Origin of the sequence: Leptotrichia hofstadii, assembly GCF_007990525.1 — a bacterium.
Lineage (GTDB): Bacteria > Fusobacteriota > Fusobacteriia > Fusobacteriales > Leptotrichiaceae > Leptotrichia > Leptotrichia hofstadii.
In genome coordinates, this window is sequence record NZ_AP019823.1 from 1,762,438 (window position 1) to 1,776,807 (window position 14,370).

Here is a 14,370-nt window from a genome sequence, read left to right on the forward strand (position 1 = left end):
TTTACCTCCTATAACTCTATTCTTTCTGGTTTTTGTGCTGTATGTGTATGTTCTGTTCCTGTGAATAATCTCAATCTGTTAATCATTTGGCTTCCTAATTTGTTTTTAGGTAACATTCTTTCTACAGCTTTTCTGATTACTTCAGTAGGTTGTTTTTGTAACATTTCTTCTAAACTTCTTACTTTCAATCCACCTGGATATCCACTATGTCTGTAATATTTTTTGTCTAATAATTTGTTCCCTGTTACAGCAATTTTATCAGCGTTCAATACGATAACAAAATCTCCTCCATCAACGTGTGGTGTGTAGCTTGGCTTATGTTTACCCATTAATCTAACTGCGATTTCAGTAGCTAATTTTCCAAGTACTTTTCCTTCTGCGTCTATCTCATACCAGTTTCTTACAACTTCTTCTTTTTTTTGCATTACAGTGTATTTACTCACTTTGTTTCCTCCTGTTTTTATTCTCTATTTTATAGAATAACGGTCCTTTGTGGGAAAGGCTCATATTAGTTAATTATATATCATTTCCTTTTACTTGTCAAGTGAATTTCCTTGATATTTTTTCATTTGAAGAAATTTAAAAGATTTTATTCATAAAAAATACCCTTTTTACTTTTAATCCTTATAAAAATCTACTCATTCCATTTTCTCAAGATTTTTACTCATCTCTTTTTTTATTTGTTTTCTAAATTCATCTGATAACAAAAACTCATATCCATGTTTCTTAATAAGTTTCATCTCTTTTTCTGTTATTTCTTCTGGAGTTTTTGAACTGGCAATTTTATATGCTAACGAATCTTCCATACGACATTTTTTAATAAGTTTCATTTCTTTTTTTGTTATGTCTTCCAGTTCTTTTGAACGAATAATTCGATCAGCAATTATACCCTCAATCATACTATTACCAAAACAAGCAAATACATTTGTACTAATTCCTAAAGCCATTATAGCTAACACTAATATTTTTTTCATATTTATCATTCCTTCCATTTATTTTTACTAAAAATATAATTCTTGACATTTTACCTATTTGATTAAAGCAATATTCAAATCCAAAATATCCTTTTAATACAATATTATTATACTACATTATTTCTATAATGTCAATTTTTAAAGTAATGTTTTTTCTGTAATTTTGAATCGACTTTAAAAAAATAAGAAAATAATAAAATTATGCAGATGGTAATATTTTTTCAAATATATTTGAAATGGAATTTAGATTGATTATTTAAATTTTCGAGGTATCCTTATTATAGAAAGGTGAATAATATGTTAAATTATAGGGAAACTGAAATATTAAATAACCTTATTAAAGGGGAAAAATATAATTTCAAATTAATATCTGAAAAATATGGCGTTTCAGACAGGGCCGCTAGATATTATATTAATAATATTGACAGTATTTTACGGTTACTTGACTATAAGATTACTAAAAAAGTTAAAAACAGTATTTATCTTGATACTAATCAGGATTTTAAAAATCTATTTGAGATTTTGGAAAAAATTAACAAACTATCTATAGAAGATAGAATAAATATTTTGAAGTTAATATTATTTTTTGACGAAAAAGGGCTTAATATTACAAAGATATGTAAAGAACTTGAAATTTCCAGAACAACAATAAAAAAAGATTTGAAACTGATGTCAGAAGAATTTAAAATGCAAGGAATCGAGCTAGTTTATAAAAATGCTAACGGTTATCGCCTTAATGGTAATTTTCGAGAAATTCTCATAAAAAAAATTGAACTTCTGGAGCAAATATTTGATTCCCTTAATAATAAAAATTTTTCAAAAGTAATCAAAACACAAGTTTTTCGTTATTTTTTCAAATATATTAAGCAAAAAAATATTGAAAATGCAAAAAAATTTATTGTAGAAATTGAAAAGGTGATGTTTTTAAATATAAATGAAGAAAGTTATAATAAAATATTTTCTTATGTCCTGCTACTTCTAAATTTTGAAAAAGCTCATGAAAATCAAAAAGATTTGATTGCAAAAAAATTTTTAATTCACACAGAAGAATATCAAAAAATTGAAAAAATTTTACAAAAAATTCTTAACAAAAATGAAATAAAATCTGAAATGTTAATTGAAATAACTGATTTAATAATGGGAATAAATATAAACAGTTTAAAAAATAATTCGTTTGAAGACTGGATAAACGAGGAACTGATTATAAAAAAAATGATTTCCAAAGTGAGCAAAATTGTAAAAACTGACTTGACACGTGATGAAATACTTTATAACGGACTTTTATACCATATAAAGCCTGCTATGTATAGAATAAAAAATAATATTCAAATCACAAACTCGGTTTTTCAAGAACTGATTTTAGAAAAAGATCCTATTTTGGAAGTAGTAAATAGAGCTATAGAAGAAATTGAAGGGCTTTTTGAAGTAAAGTTTCCAGAAGATGAAATTGCTCTTATGGGCTTTCATATAAAGGCTTCCATCGAAAGAAACACTTCTGAAAAAACTAAAAAGGTAATATTAATTTGTGGACTAGGTTATGGCAGTTCAAAAGTGCTTGAACAAAGCTTAAAGGAAAATTATGATTTGGATATTGTGGATGTTTTGCCGTACTATCTGATTAAAACTTCAATGCCTAATTATAAAAATATTGATTTAATCTTGTCTACTATTGACTTAGAAGAGACTTATGATATTCCTGTTATAAAAATAAATCCATTACTTAAAGAGCAAGATTTTATTCTTTTATCAAAATATGGAATAAGAAAAAATATAACAAAAATTTCTTTAAAGCAAATAATGGACATAATAAAAAATAATACAACCATAACAGATGAAAATAGACTTATAAATGAATTGAAAAATAAACTTGAAAATAAAGTTATTGATGATTTGTCAGAAGTAGGAATTATTTTAAAGAAAATGCTTAGTAAAAATAATGTCCAATTTGTGGATAAAGTTAAAGATTGGAAGGAAGCAATAGTTAAAGCTGGAGAGATACTTGAAAGAAACGGATTTATCAAGCAAGATTATACAAAAGAAATGATAGACATGATTGAAAAACATGGAGCTTATATCATTATTGAGGAAGGAATGGCAATTCCACACGCACCAATTTCAAAAAATGTATTAAAAACAGGCATTTCATTATTAATTGTAAAAGAAAAAGTTCTATTTCCAAATGGAAAAGGCGCAAACATATTTTTAAGTTTTGCAACTGCCAGCAAAACAGAGCATCTAGGAATTTTAAACGACTTATTTGAATTAATTACAAAATATAATTTTATTGAAAAAATCTCAAAAATAACTAAATATGAAGAATTAGAAGAATTCTTCAGAAAGGAACTTATATGTTAGAAAAAATACTTGATGGTAACATTCAAATAATAGATTCTGCAATCGACTGGAAAGAAAGTATCAAAATCGCAGGAAAACCTCTATTAGAAAAAAATATAATAACGGAGAATTATATCAACGCTATGATAGAAAGCATCGAAAAACTAGGTTTTTATGTTATTTTAAGAGATAATTTGGCAATGCCACATGCAAGACCTGAAGACGGGACATTGGGAACTGGAGTAAGCCTTTTAAAACTCAATAATCCAGTATATTATGGGGATTCCAAAGTACAGCTGGTATTTGTGCTGGCAACTAAAGATGCCAGCAGCCATTTGGAAACTCTTATGCAGTTAATGGAGTTGTTTCAGGATGATGAAAGTATTGAAAAACTTATAAATTCAAAAGATTATAATGAAATATTAGAAGTTATAAAAAAATATTGATTTAAAAAATAAAAATAATTTATAAAAAAATTAGGAGGAGATTATTATGAAAATTATGGCAGTTTGTGGATCAGGATTAGGGAGCAGCTTTATGGTGGAAATGAACATTAAAAAGGTTCTTAAAAAAATTGGCGTAGAAGCTGAAGTTGAACATTCCGACTTGGCATCAGCGCTTCCAGGAGCAGCAGATGTATTTGTAATGGGAAAGGATATTGCAGAAAGCGCAACAGTTCCAGCTGACAAGTTAATTGTTTTGGACAGCATTATCAGTATGCCTGAACTGGAAGAAAAATTAACAGATTATTTCAAAAAATAAAATATAAAATTTAGGAGGTAAAAATGAAAAGCTTATTAACTCTTATTGTAGACATTTTAAAAGTTCCATCAATTTTAGTTGGATTAATAGCTATGATTGGTTTGCTAGTCCAGAAAAAACCAGCTACAGATATAGTAAAAGGTACAATTAAGACGATTTTAGGATTTTTAGTGCTAGGTGGAGGAGCAGGACTTGTTGTAAACTCGCTGGCACCTATGGGAAGCATGTTTGAACAAGGATTTCACGTTCAAGGAATAGTGCCTAATAATGAAGCAATTGTTTCATTGGCATTAAAAGAATATGGAACAATAACAGCGTTAATAATGGCGCTTGGAATGTTCTGGAACATATTTATCGCAAGATTTACAAAGTTAAAATATATTTTCCTGACAGGGCATCACACTTTATATATGGCATGCATGATTGGAATAATATTAAAAGTTGGCGGATTTGAAGGGCCTTTACTAGTAATCATTGGTTCATTGACATTAGGACTTGTAATGGCAATATTTCCTGCACTGGCACAACCTTATGTTAGAAAAATTACTGGAAGCGATGATGTTGGATTTGGGCATTTCAGCACAATAGGGTATGTTTTATCTGGATTTGTCGGATCTTTAGTTGGAAAAGGTTCAAAATCAACTGAAGAAATGAAATTGCCTAAAAATTTAAGTTTTTTAAGAGACAGCTCTATTTCAATTTCATTAACTATGATGATAATTTACTTAATTCTGGCATTAGTTGCAGGAAAAGAATATGTTGAAAAGGAATTAAGCAGCGGAGATAACTTTTTAGTATTTGCAATTATTCAGGCTATAACATTTGCAGCGGGAGTTTATATTATTTTATCAGGTGTTAGACTTGTTCTTGCTGAAATAGTTCCAGCCTTTGTAGGATTTTCTGAAAAGCTTGTACCAAATGCAAAACCTGCACTTGACTGTCCAATCGTATTCCCTTATGCGCCAAATGCTGTACTTATAGGATTTTTATGCAGCTTTTTAGGAGGAGTTATTGGATTATTTATGCTCGGTATGTTAAAATGGACTCTTATCTTGCCAGGAGTAGTTCCTCATTTCTTCTGCGGAGCGACAGCAGGTGTATTTGGAAACGCTACTGGTGGTAGAAGAGGTGCTTCAATTGGAGCCTTTGCAAATGGACTGCTATTAACATTCCTGCCTGTAATTTTATTACCAGTGCTAGGAAATTTAGGATTTGCAAACACTACATTCTCTGATGCAGATTTTGTAACAGTTGGAATTGTATTAGGTAATATGGCAAAACATATATCTCCAGTAGTAATTTCTGGAATAATCGTTGGAATAACTGCTATTTTAGTAGCCTTTGGATTTGTACCTTCAAAAAAATCAGAATAAATCATTGTTAAAACTGAATAACAATTGACTATCATTTGGAAGGAGCAAAAAATGAATAGTGATTATAATGAAAAAGTGAAAGAAATGAAAAAATTAGCCGCCAATATTAGGATAAATACACTAAAATCCCTTACTAATTTAGGTTTTGGGCATTACGGCGGGAGTTTATCAATCGTTGAAATATTAGCAGTACTGTATGGCGGCATTATGAATGTTGATGCTAAAAATCCACATTGGGAAGGCAGAGATTATTTTGTGCTGTCAAAAGGGCATGCAGGCCCTGCACTCTATACAACTTTAGCTTTAAAAGGATTTTTCCCGCTTGAAGAAATTTACACATTAAATAAGAATGGAACAAATTTGCCAAGCCATCCGGATAGACTCAAAACAAAAGGAATTGATGCAACAACAGGTTCTCTAGGGCAAGGAATCTCAATTGCCACAGGAATTGCAAAAGCCTTACAAATAGATAAAAAATCTAATAGGGTATTCTGTATTGTTGGAGATGGAGAAATAAATGAAGGACAGTGCTGGGAAGCATTTCAGTTTATTGCTCACCATAACTTAAATAATTTAACGGTGTTCCTCGATTACAACAAAAAACAGCTGGACGGTGCTTTGGATGAAATAATAAAGCCATTCTCTTTTGAGGAAAAAATGAAATCATTCGGCTTTGATGCTGTTACTGTAAAAGGAAATGATATTGAAAAAATGTATGATATTTTGAAAGTGCCTCGTAAAAACAATGAAAAACCACTATTTGTAATACTTGACACTATAAAAGGGCAAGGTGTCGAATACATTGAAAAATTGAAAAATTCACATCATCTAAGATTGACTGATGAACTAAAGCGGGAAATCGAAAAGGCGATAAAGGATTTGGAAAGCGAGGTGGAATAAATGATAAAAATTTATAATGGAACTCCAAAAAAAGATGAAATAGAAATGAGAAAAGTTTATTCTTCCAAACTTTGTGAATTACTGGAAAAACATAATAAAATTGTAGCTCTTGAAGCTGACTTAATGAACGCAATTACAACTGACAAGATACAGGATAAATACCCTGAAAGAGTGATAAACTGCGGTATAATGGAAGCGAATATGATAGGTGTCGCAGCTGGAATGTCCATTGCTGGAAAATACCCCTTCGCACATACTTTTACAGCTTTCGCAAGTCGAAGATGCTTTGATCAGTTATTTATGTCAGGGTCATATCAGAAAAATAATATTAAAATAATCGCTTCTGACGCAGGAGTAACTTCCGCCCATAATGGAGGAACTCACATGTCCTTTGAAGATATGGGAATAATGAGAGGACTTGCCAATACAGTTGTACTGGAAGTGACAGATGCGGCAATGTTTGAAAATATTCTCGAACAAATTGCCATAAAAGATGGCTTCTACTGGATTAGAACAATTAGAAAAAATGCATCAACAATTTATGAAAAAGGCTCAACTTTTGAAATTGGAAAAGGAAATTTATTAAAAGATGGTTCAGATATCACTTTAATTGCTAATGGAATTATGGTGGCAGAAGCCTTGAAAACAGCAGAAAAATTGGAAAACGAAGGAATAAATGCCGCTGTAATAGATATGTTTACTTTAAATCCAATAGATAGGGAATTAATCAAAAAATATGCACAAAAAACAGGGAAAATAGTAACTTGTGAAAACCATAGTATTCACAATGCTTTAGGAAGTGCAGTCGCTGAAGTAATTGCTGAAACTGGAGACGCAAAATTAAGAAGAATTGGAATAAAGGAAAGATTTGGGCAAGTTGGAACTTTGGATTTTTTGATGAATGAATATGAGTTGACTGCAGAGCATATTTATAAAGCTGCGATGGAATTATTAAAAGATTAAAATAAAAAATATCGATTTATTAAGTTAAAGTTTATTAATAAGTCGATATTTTATTTTTACATTAAACTTCATGGGAAGATTATTTGTCTTCTAACCGCTTAATCTTTCAAATCAAATTGACTTAAATCATTTTACCTAAGCTCTCTATATTTCTTAAATCTCCAGACTGAACATAGTAATTTGATGCGTCCATTTTAGTATTTTTATTCAACTTTGAACCTTTTTCTATTATCAATTTATCCTGTATTATATTCTTCAAATCTTCTAATGTTATAAAGCCTGGAATATCATACTGCCATTTTTCATTCAGGATTAAATGTTTCAAAAACTCCTTATCTGCTTCTTGGGAATAAAGCAATCTATTCTTTTTCATAATTTCTTCACTAAATGGTTTCATTCTAATCAGAACAGTAAAGTCATAAGGTTTCTGATTAGGCAAATAATTACCATTTTCGTCCCAGTCATCTTTCTCTAATAACAAAAGATTTCCAAAAGATTTTGTAGATTTAATGGAAATTTGTTTATCTTGAACCTTTAAATCTGTATCATCCCACTTACCTAATCTATATGAAGTAACATCTGGCTCATCCAAATTTGTACCTAATGCCCGCAAATAACCATATAATGCAAATTCCGCTAATTTTCCTTGAAAAGCATTAGAAAATATCTCTCCATTTTTCCTTATATGACTTCCTCCTGTTCTATTTGCCCTATGTTCACCAGATTGTTCAAAAGTCATGCTATATGCAAATTCAAATACGCTCTCAACAATATTTTTAGACATTGTCCCATAAGGTTTAAACGACTTTTTTCTGGTTATAGAATATCCGTTCTCATCTAAAGCCAAACGATTAAATTGACCCATATAAAAACACACTCCTTTATATTATTTATAATTTATTATATTCCATAAATTGCAATATTAATTGCGACATTTTACCAAATTTTTTTATATTTTGAAATTGTTCATTTATTCTATAAATATCCGACTTCAAATATTGAAATTTTTTAATTATTTCTAATTTTTTCATTTTATTTCACCTTCATATTATTAGGCAGTGTCTAAAAACTCAAAATCTATGTTATTTTTAACATTCTTTTGATTTTACAAATTAGATGAATTATGATAAAATCAATGTTCATTATTTTGAATTTTGAAAAAATTGCTAAAAATTTATCATTTTGATAGTTTTTAAATACGCCCTAATGTAAAAATTTATTTTTTGGAATAATTTATCATATCATATTCCAAATAAATTAGTCTATTTTCAAATAATATTTTATTTTTTAGTTTCTTTACTTTTTCTTTTTCTCCCAAATTTTCATAAATATGAATTAAATTATAAATAGATCTGGCATCTTTCAATTCCATCCCTTTATTATAAATTATTATCGCATTTTCTATGTTATTATCTTCTTCTTCGTAGATAGCACCTAAATTAAAAATCGATTCCCTATCTTCTTTTTCAACTCCTATTTTATAAATTCTTTTTGCTTCTTCAATATTTCCATTATCTTCTTCTATTCTTCCAATTATTGATAATGAATGAAAATTTCCTAATTCGTATGATTTTTCTAATATTTTTTTTGCTAAATCTGTTTTTAAAAGATAATAATATAATTTTCCTAATTCATAGTAACCGTTCTTCTCATTTGTTTTGGTTGCATTTTTTAATTTGTTTTCTGCAATGCCATAATTTCCAAGGAAAGCAAAATTATTTGCCTCGTTAACTTGATTAAAAAAATTTTTATCTTCACTATTACCCTTGATATAATTTATATTAACCATCATATCTTCGTTTATATCTTCAACCTCAGTTTCATTAAAAAGTTTATTTTCCCATTTATTCATAATGTATTTATCATTTTTTAAATATGAAATTATAAATAAATTATATATTGCTTCTCCGTTTTTTTCTATATTTTCAACTTCTAACAATAATTTTTCGGCCTTGTCAAATTCTTTTTCTGCCATATATATTTTAGCTAATTGAATTTTGCACGAATTTTCATTATTTTCAATTCCTTTTTTATACCATTCTTTTGCCTTTTCAATATTTCCTTTTTCCTATAAATATCTTCTAATGGTAAAGTTGATAATATATATCCCTTCTTATAGCCTAATTCAAAAAATTCTATCGCTTTTTTTTCATCATTTAATTCTGAAAAATAAAATATTCCAAGCTGGTAATATCCTTCCACATCATATTTTATTGATTTTTTTAATAATTTTTCAGCTTTTTCATAATTTCTTTTTTCAACCATTTCATTCACTTGTTCTAATATTTGTTCATATTTTTTTCTATTCATATAATCTCCTTTAAATAAAATATATTGAAATAAAAATAAAATTATCAGTATTCCTATTCCAGAAACTATTACTTTATTATAATTTTTCATCAGAATTCCCTTTCATTTATTTTACTATTTCTATTATAGAAATATCATTATTTAAATATTTAACACTTTGTTCATATTTTTCTTCAATAGTTTCTCCTAGTTCCTCATACAACATTTCACGTAATTTTTCATCTTTTGCTTTTAAACTTGTATGTTCATTATTAAGATCTTTTAAAAACCCCTTTTTTATTTTATTATTCTCACTTTTTTTTAATTCTTTTTGTGTTGCCTTCTTTTGCCAATTTTTCTCTTTACGATTCGCATTTCCTCTTCTTTCACTTCGTGATTTTTTTGACATTGGATTTTCCTTAATTTGTAAATAATTACTATTAAAAATTGATAAAGGGTTATTTATTAAACTAGAAAATTCATAAATCCCACTAGAAAATTTAAAAATTGATTCAATTTCTTCAGGGGTATATCCTACACTGCTTAGAATTTCTTCTCCAACACTAATGTTTTTTCCTTTGTACATTGAAATCCCTGCTGATAATGTTGATTCAATTCCATTAATAATTTCAACTGAAGAAGTTACCATCCCTATTATTCCTAAAAATCCTACATAAGGAACTTTTAACATTTTTTTTGCAACAGCAAATTTTCCGACAGATTCATAAGTTTCTTTTATACCTTCTTCTAGTTGTTGTAACCAAATAACTTTCATAAGTGCTATATCCTGCTTTGCTGTATTTTCTGTAATATTTTGACCATTAAAAATAATGTCAATGGGATTATTAGGATCTACTCCACAAAAAAGTTTACTTTCATTTGATAATGCCTTTTTTCCACTTTTTAAAATATTGTTAAAAATATTTCCCCATTTCCCATTTTTCACATTACACAAATTACAACTAATTAAACAATATCCTTCTTGTTCTATTCCATTTTTATCACAAACAACAAAATTATAACTGTTAATGTCAAATTCTGTTGCTACTGGTTTCCCCAAAATTTGTATTTTCCTATCAAGAATTTTTAATTTTAAAATCAAATCTTTACTAATTAAGTTTTTACATTTTAGTAATGCACCATCACAAACATATGTTTTCAAAATTTCTTTACTAATTCTTGTTTCTACTATTTTTCCTAAATTTAATACACTTCTTTTATAAGATAAATCTTGCATTTTTTTCTATTTTCAAGTCTTTCTTTGATTTGCTGATAAGTTACTGCTATGTCTGAATTCTCATTAAGATATTCATAGTACATCTAATAATCACCCTTTTTTTCAAAATTTAAATTAATTTTTTTAAAAACTCTCTTTTAAAATATATTATTCTATCTTGATTATTCTCATTTGATAATCCATACTGATTTTCTTTTTCACATACTTTAATCATATTATCAGCCTTTTTCATAATCCTCACATCATCCAGCAACATCAATTTCCCGTATTCAATATTCACATTTTCAAACTCCCTTTTATATTCTGAATTGATAAATTCTTGAAATCTTAAATTGCTCATTTTATCATAGCTTAAATGTCCTTTTATTGCATAAACACCTTTTTCCGTGGTTGTTTTCAGTGATAAAGGAACAGGCTTTGAGCCTATTCCATAGATTGTTTTTTCCTTATCAGAAAGATTGCTCTTAAATACGTTATAAAATTTATAGTTCTTTATAAATTCTAGAAAAACGTTCTCATCTGATACCAGCTTTTTGTATTTCTCTACATCTGGATATTTCAATTTCAAATCCACATTTTCAATTTTTATTACTTCCTGCACTCTCTGAAATACTGTCTGCACTTTCAGATATACTGCTTGCCGTCTGTGAAATTGAACTTGCTGCCGATGTTGACAAACTGTTAGTCGCAAGTACCATATTAAAGTCCGAATCTCCCTAAGTGTATTTAATAATATAAGTTTTTCATTTTTTCAAAATATGTTCTTTATTTGATACTTTTAATGCTTCTCCGTATTTATCTGTATGTATTTCTATTTCCTCAGTTAAAAAATATAGACTTAATGCTAATTTTTGAAGAGGTTTTAACTCATTTACTGCTACCCTTGTATCTATAATATCGATAAATATATTATACTCCATATCAGGTAATTCTTTAACACTTTGTTCAATTATATTTTTTATCTGCATCTTTTCTTCATCATCATATATTTTTATTCTTGAAGTTGATAAAATTTCTTATTTTTTTTTATCAAAATTTCTTATTTTTTCTATCATATTCCTTCCATTCCTTAAAAATTCTCTTCGCTTACCAATTCATCTTCATGAAATTTTTGCTTTAATATTAAATTTCCTAGTTCATCATAATATTCGGCTATTCCTTCCAGTTTATCATTCAGGTATCTTTCTATACTTTCGATTGTCTTTCCATCATCATTATATGAAATTTTTTCTCCATTTTTTTTACCGTTTATATAATCAACTTTTTTTGAAATTAAATTTTCTCCATAATCAAAATATGTAACTATTTTCCCATTTAATTCCCCATCTTTCATAAATCCTGACTGCTTAATTCTACCATTTGGGTAATAATCCGTATATTCTCCATTTAATTTATTATTTTCATATCTTTCTATGCTTTCAGGAGTTCCATCTTCATAATATCTTTTCACTATTCCTTCCAGCTTACCATTTTCCCAATTAAATTCACCCTCAATGTTCTTATTTCTGTAATAAAAAATTTGATAGCCATTTAATTTGTTTTTGCTCCACTGCTCCTGTGCTTCAATCTCGCCAGTTTCAAAATATGAAGTCCACTTGCCTTCCCTTTTTCCATTGATTTCCAGCCCCTGATACTTTGTATTTCCATTTTCATAATATCTTCTGTATTCCCCTTGCGTTAAGCCATCCACTCTTTTATATTCTGCCTGAATATTTCCGTTCTCATAGTATATTTTCACTTTCCCATTTTCAAGCCCATTTTTATAGCATGTTTCCATAAAAAGATTTCCACTTTCAAAATTTTGGATAAACTTCCCTTCCCTTCTATCTTCAATATATTCCCCTTCTACTTCAATTATTCCATTTTCATGATACCAGCACCAATGTCCTGATTTCTTTCCTTTTTTAAACTGTCCACTAAATATTTTTGAGCCATCTCTTCTGTACTCCTCATTCAACCCATCCAGTAATCCACTTTTATATTCATTGACTCCTTTTAGTTCTCCTGTATCAAAGAAATGCTCCCATCTCCCTTCCCTTAATTCGTCAATAATTTTCCCTCGTGTAATTACCACATTTTCTGAATAAATTTCGATTTCCGCTGTTACTTTTTCACCATTCCTGCTTAAAATTTCTGTTTCATCTACTGTTTCCACATCAAAATATTCATAAAACTTTTCATGCTCGTCTATTTTCAATACTTTCATTATTTTTTAACACTCCCTTTCCTTAACATTGTCCTATTTTCATTTTATAATAAATAAAACCTTCCTATTCTTCATCCTTTATCATCTCCAATATTTGATCCCCATACAAATATCTTTCCTCCATCGCCTTTTTTTCCATTTCAACTTTCTTTTTGTCAACTTCTATCATATCCAGAAAGGCTTCATAGCTGTCCGCTATCGGCACAAATCTCCTGTTCCCAGATTCCTCCGAATTAAAATAAGTTATTCTTGGCTCTTTTAGCGTCGTATTCAGTTCCCCTCTATAGTCAAGACAAATATAGCATTCGGATATACATTCGTATATCGGGATTAACTTTTTCGGATATGGCTTAAATTCATCCAGCAAAAATTTATAGTTATTCTTTATCTCTTTCAGCATCATATATTCTCCATATTCAAAATTTGTATCCGATAATTCTTTTCTATATTTACTTTTATATTTTTGGGGATATATTCTGATTCCATTTTCATCAATTGCCTTATACAAAAAATTCAGATATTTTTCAGGAAACCTTAAACCTATCTCTTTCTGAAACTCCTCTATTTCCTCTTTTGTTGAAAATTCCTCAAATAGCCATCCTACTTCTGCCTCTTTTGGTTTTTCATCTGTTACATACATATAGTCAAGGATTACTGAACTCTTATCTCCCAATTTTTTTTCCGTAACACTATCTTCTATATAAACATAATTTCTCAATACATCTTTACCAATATCTTTGTTTTTAAACATTATATAAACAATTTCAGGATTACTATTATTTTTTGTAAAATCATAGGCTACAACATATTCTTTTGATTCTCTAATTTCATCTAAAAATTGTGTTTTAGATATTACTGGCACTATTTTTCTATTTGCAAAATAATTTCCTGTTGATTCATGAAAATAATCTAGATTTTTATTAAAATATTTATATTCAAAAGTTAATAATTCTATATTAAATTTTTTATCGTCAATAATAAATACTGTATTTATACTTGTACCACGATTAAAATTTTTCAAATATTTCACATCATTTTCTGGAAATTTTATTTTTAATTCATTTTCTATTTTATCAAAATTTTCCTTATCAATTTTTTTTACATTTTCCCATATTGTTTCATCTAAATTTTCCATTAATTTTTTCATTTCTTGCTCCTTTTATTTACAAAACTTTCATCATAATTTGGTAAATCTCTTACTGTTCCACCTATTTTATCATCTTTTAGCCAGTCCCATGCTTCTCCTCCGTCAATTCTTGTTTTATCCAGTGAATTAATTACAGAATTTGGACCCATATGCGTTCCAATTTGCTTAGTTTTTACCAAATTATG

The 14,370-nt window shown here is 28.3% G+C and carries 18 protein-coding genes; 6 read left to right on the top strand and 12 right to left on the bottom strand.

Annotated elements, in window-relative coordinates:
- Positions 1 to 8 precede the first annotated feature (8 nt).
- Complete coding sequence (rplM, locus tag FVE77_RS08380) at positions 9 to 443, bottom strand: 50S ribosomal protein L13 (protein ID WP_018450228.1); 435 nt, start codon at positions 441 to 443, stop codon at positions 9 to 11.
- A 195-nt stretch (positions 444 to 638) separates the two neighbouring features.
- Entirely contained in the window at positions 639 to 992 is a 354-nt protein-coding gene (locus FVE77_RS08385) for a hypothetical protein (RefSeq protein WP_172966418.1), read from the bottom strand.
- 279 nt (positions 993 to 1,271) lie between these two features.
- On the opposite strand from FVE77_RS08385, the gene FVE77_RS08390 reads away from it, so the two are divergent.
- From FVE77_RS08390 to FVE77_RS08415, 6 genes are read left to right on the top strand one after another with little or no spacing between them, the layout of a single operon-like run.
- Positions 1,272 to 3,329 carry a BglG family transcription antiterminator gene (locus tag FVE77_RS08390; protein ID WP_026745954.1) on the top strand — a complete coding sequence of 686 codons (2,058 nt, stop codon included), beginning with the start codon at positions 1,272 to 1,274 and terminating at the stop codon, positions 3,327 to 3,329.
- On the top strand, positions 3,323 to 3,754 hold the full coding sequence (locus FVE77_RS08395) for a PTS sugar transporter subunit IIA (protein ID WP_026745953.1): 432 nt from the start codon (positions 3,323 to 3,325) through the stop codon (positions 3,752 to 3,754). Before FVE77_RS08390 ends, FVE77_RS08395 begins: the two co-directional genes overlap by 7 nt.
- A 46-nt stretch (positions 3,755 to 3,800) precedes the next feature.
- Positions 3,801 to 4,070: a PTS sugar transporter subunit IIB gene (locus FVE77_RS08400; RefSeq protein WP_006803591.1), complete on the top strand. Its 270-nt coding sequence runs from the start codon at positions 3,801 to 3,803 to the stop codon at positions 4,068 to 4,070.
- Positions 4,071 to 4,093: 23 nt separating this feature from the next.
- Positions 4,094 to 5,443 (top strand): PTS ascorbate transporter subunit IIC, encoded by a 1,350-nt coding sequence (locus FVE77_RS08405; protein WP_006803590.1) that lies wholly within the window; start codon positions 4,094 to 4,096, stop codon positions 5,441 to 5,443.
- A gap of 51 nt (positions 5,444 to 5,494) precedes the next feature.
- Complete coding sequence (locus FVE77_RS08410; RefSeq protein ID WP_026745952.1) at positions 5,495 to 6,343, top strand: transketolase; 849 nt, start codon at positions 5,495 to 5,497, stop codon at positions 6,341 to 6,343.
- Positions 6,344 to 7,306: a transketolase family protein gene (locus FVE77_RS08415; protein WP_026745951.1), complete on the top strand. Its 963-nt coding sequence runs from the start codon at positions 6,344 to 6,346 to the stop codon at positions 7,304 to 7,306.
- A gap of 121 nt (positions 7,307 to 7,427) precedes the next feature.
- Here FVE77_RS08415 and FVE77_RS08420 read toward each other — a convergent pair whose 3' ends face one another.
- From FVE77_RS08420 to FVE77_RS08460, 10 genes are all read right to left on the bottom strand, one after another.
- Positions 7,428 to 8,171 (bottom strand): hypothetical protein, encoded by a 744-nt coding sequence (locus tag FVE77_RS08420; protein WP_026745950.1) that lies wholly within the window; start codon positions 8,169 to 8,171, stop codon positions 7,428 to 7,430.
- A 25-nt stretch (positions 8,172 to 8,196) separates the two neighbouring features.
- Entirely contained in the window at positions 8,197 to 8,337 is a 141-nt protein-coding gene (locus FVE77_RS12480) for a hypothetical protein (RefSeq protein WP_154669758.1), read from the bottom strand.
- Between the two features lie 185 nt (positions 8,338 to 8,522).
- Positions 8,523 to 9,281 (bottom strand): SEL1-like repeat protein, encoded by a 759-nt coding sequence (locus tag FVE77_RS08425; RefSeq protein WP_026745949.1) that lies wholly within the window; start codon positions 9,279 to 9,281, stop codon positions 8,523 to 8,525.
- Positions 9,282 to 9,292: 11 nt separating this feature from the next.
- A complete protein-coding gene (locus FVE77_RS08430) occupies positions 9,293 to 9,616 on the bottom strand; it encodes an SEL1-like repeat protein (protein ID WP_146967875.1) in 324 nt (107 codons plus the stop codon).
- A 106-nt stretch (positions 9,617 to 9,722) separates the two neighbouring features.
- Entirely contained in the window at positions 9,723 to 10,757 is a 1,035-nt protein-coding gene (locus FVE77_RS08435) for a PAAR-like protein (protein ID WP_162141766.1), read from the bottom strand.
- Positions 10,758 to 10,941: 184 nt separating this feature from the next.
- Complete coding sequence (locus tag FVE77_RS08440) at positions 10,942 to 11,433, bottom strand: hypothetical protein (RefSeq protein WP_026745946.1); 492 nt, start codon at positions 11,431 to 11,433, stop codon at positions 10,942 to 10,944.
- A 142-nt stretch (positions 11,434 to 11,575) separates the two neighbouring features.
- Positions 11,576 to 11,800 (bottom strand): hypothetical protein, encoded by a 225-nt coding sequence (locus tag FVE77_RS08445; RefSeq protein ID WP_026745945.1) that lies wholly within the window; start codon positions 11,798 to 11,800, stop codon positions 11,576 to 11,578.
- A 101-nt stretch (positions 11,801 to 11,901) separates the two neighbouring features.
- Entirely contained in the window at positions 11,902 to 13,038 is a 1,137-nt protein-coding gene (locus FVE77_RS08450) for a toxin-antitoxin system YwqK family antitoxin (protein WP_026745944.1), read from the bottom strand.
- A 64-nt stretch (positions 13,039 to 13,102) separates the two neighbouring features.
- Positions 13,103 to 14,185 (bottom strand): SMI1/KNR4 family protein, encoded by a 1,083-nt coding sequence (locus FVE77_RS08455; RefSeq protein WP_026745943.1) that lies wholly within the window; start codon positions 14,183 to 14,185, stop codon positions 13,103 to 13,105.
- Entirely contained in the window at positions 14,182 to 14,364 is a 183-nt protein-coding gene (locus tag FVE77_RS08460; RefSeq protein WP_026745942.1) for a hypothetical protein, read from the bottom strand. The genes FVE77_RS08455 and FVE77_RS08460 overlap by 4 nt, the downstream gene beginning before the upstream one ends.
- Positions 14,365 to 14,370: the final 6 nt, after the last annotated feature.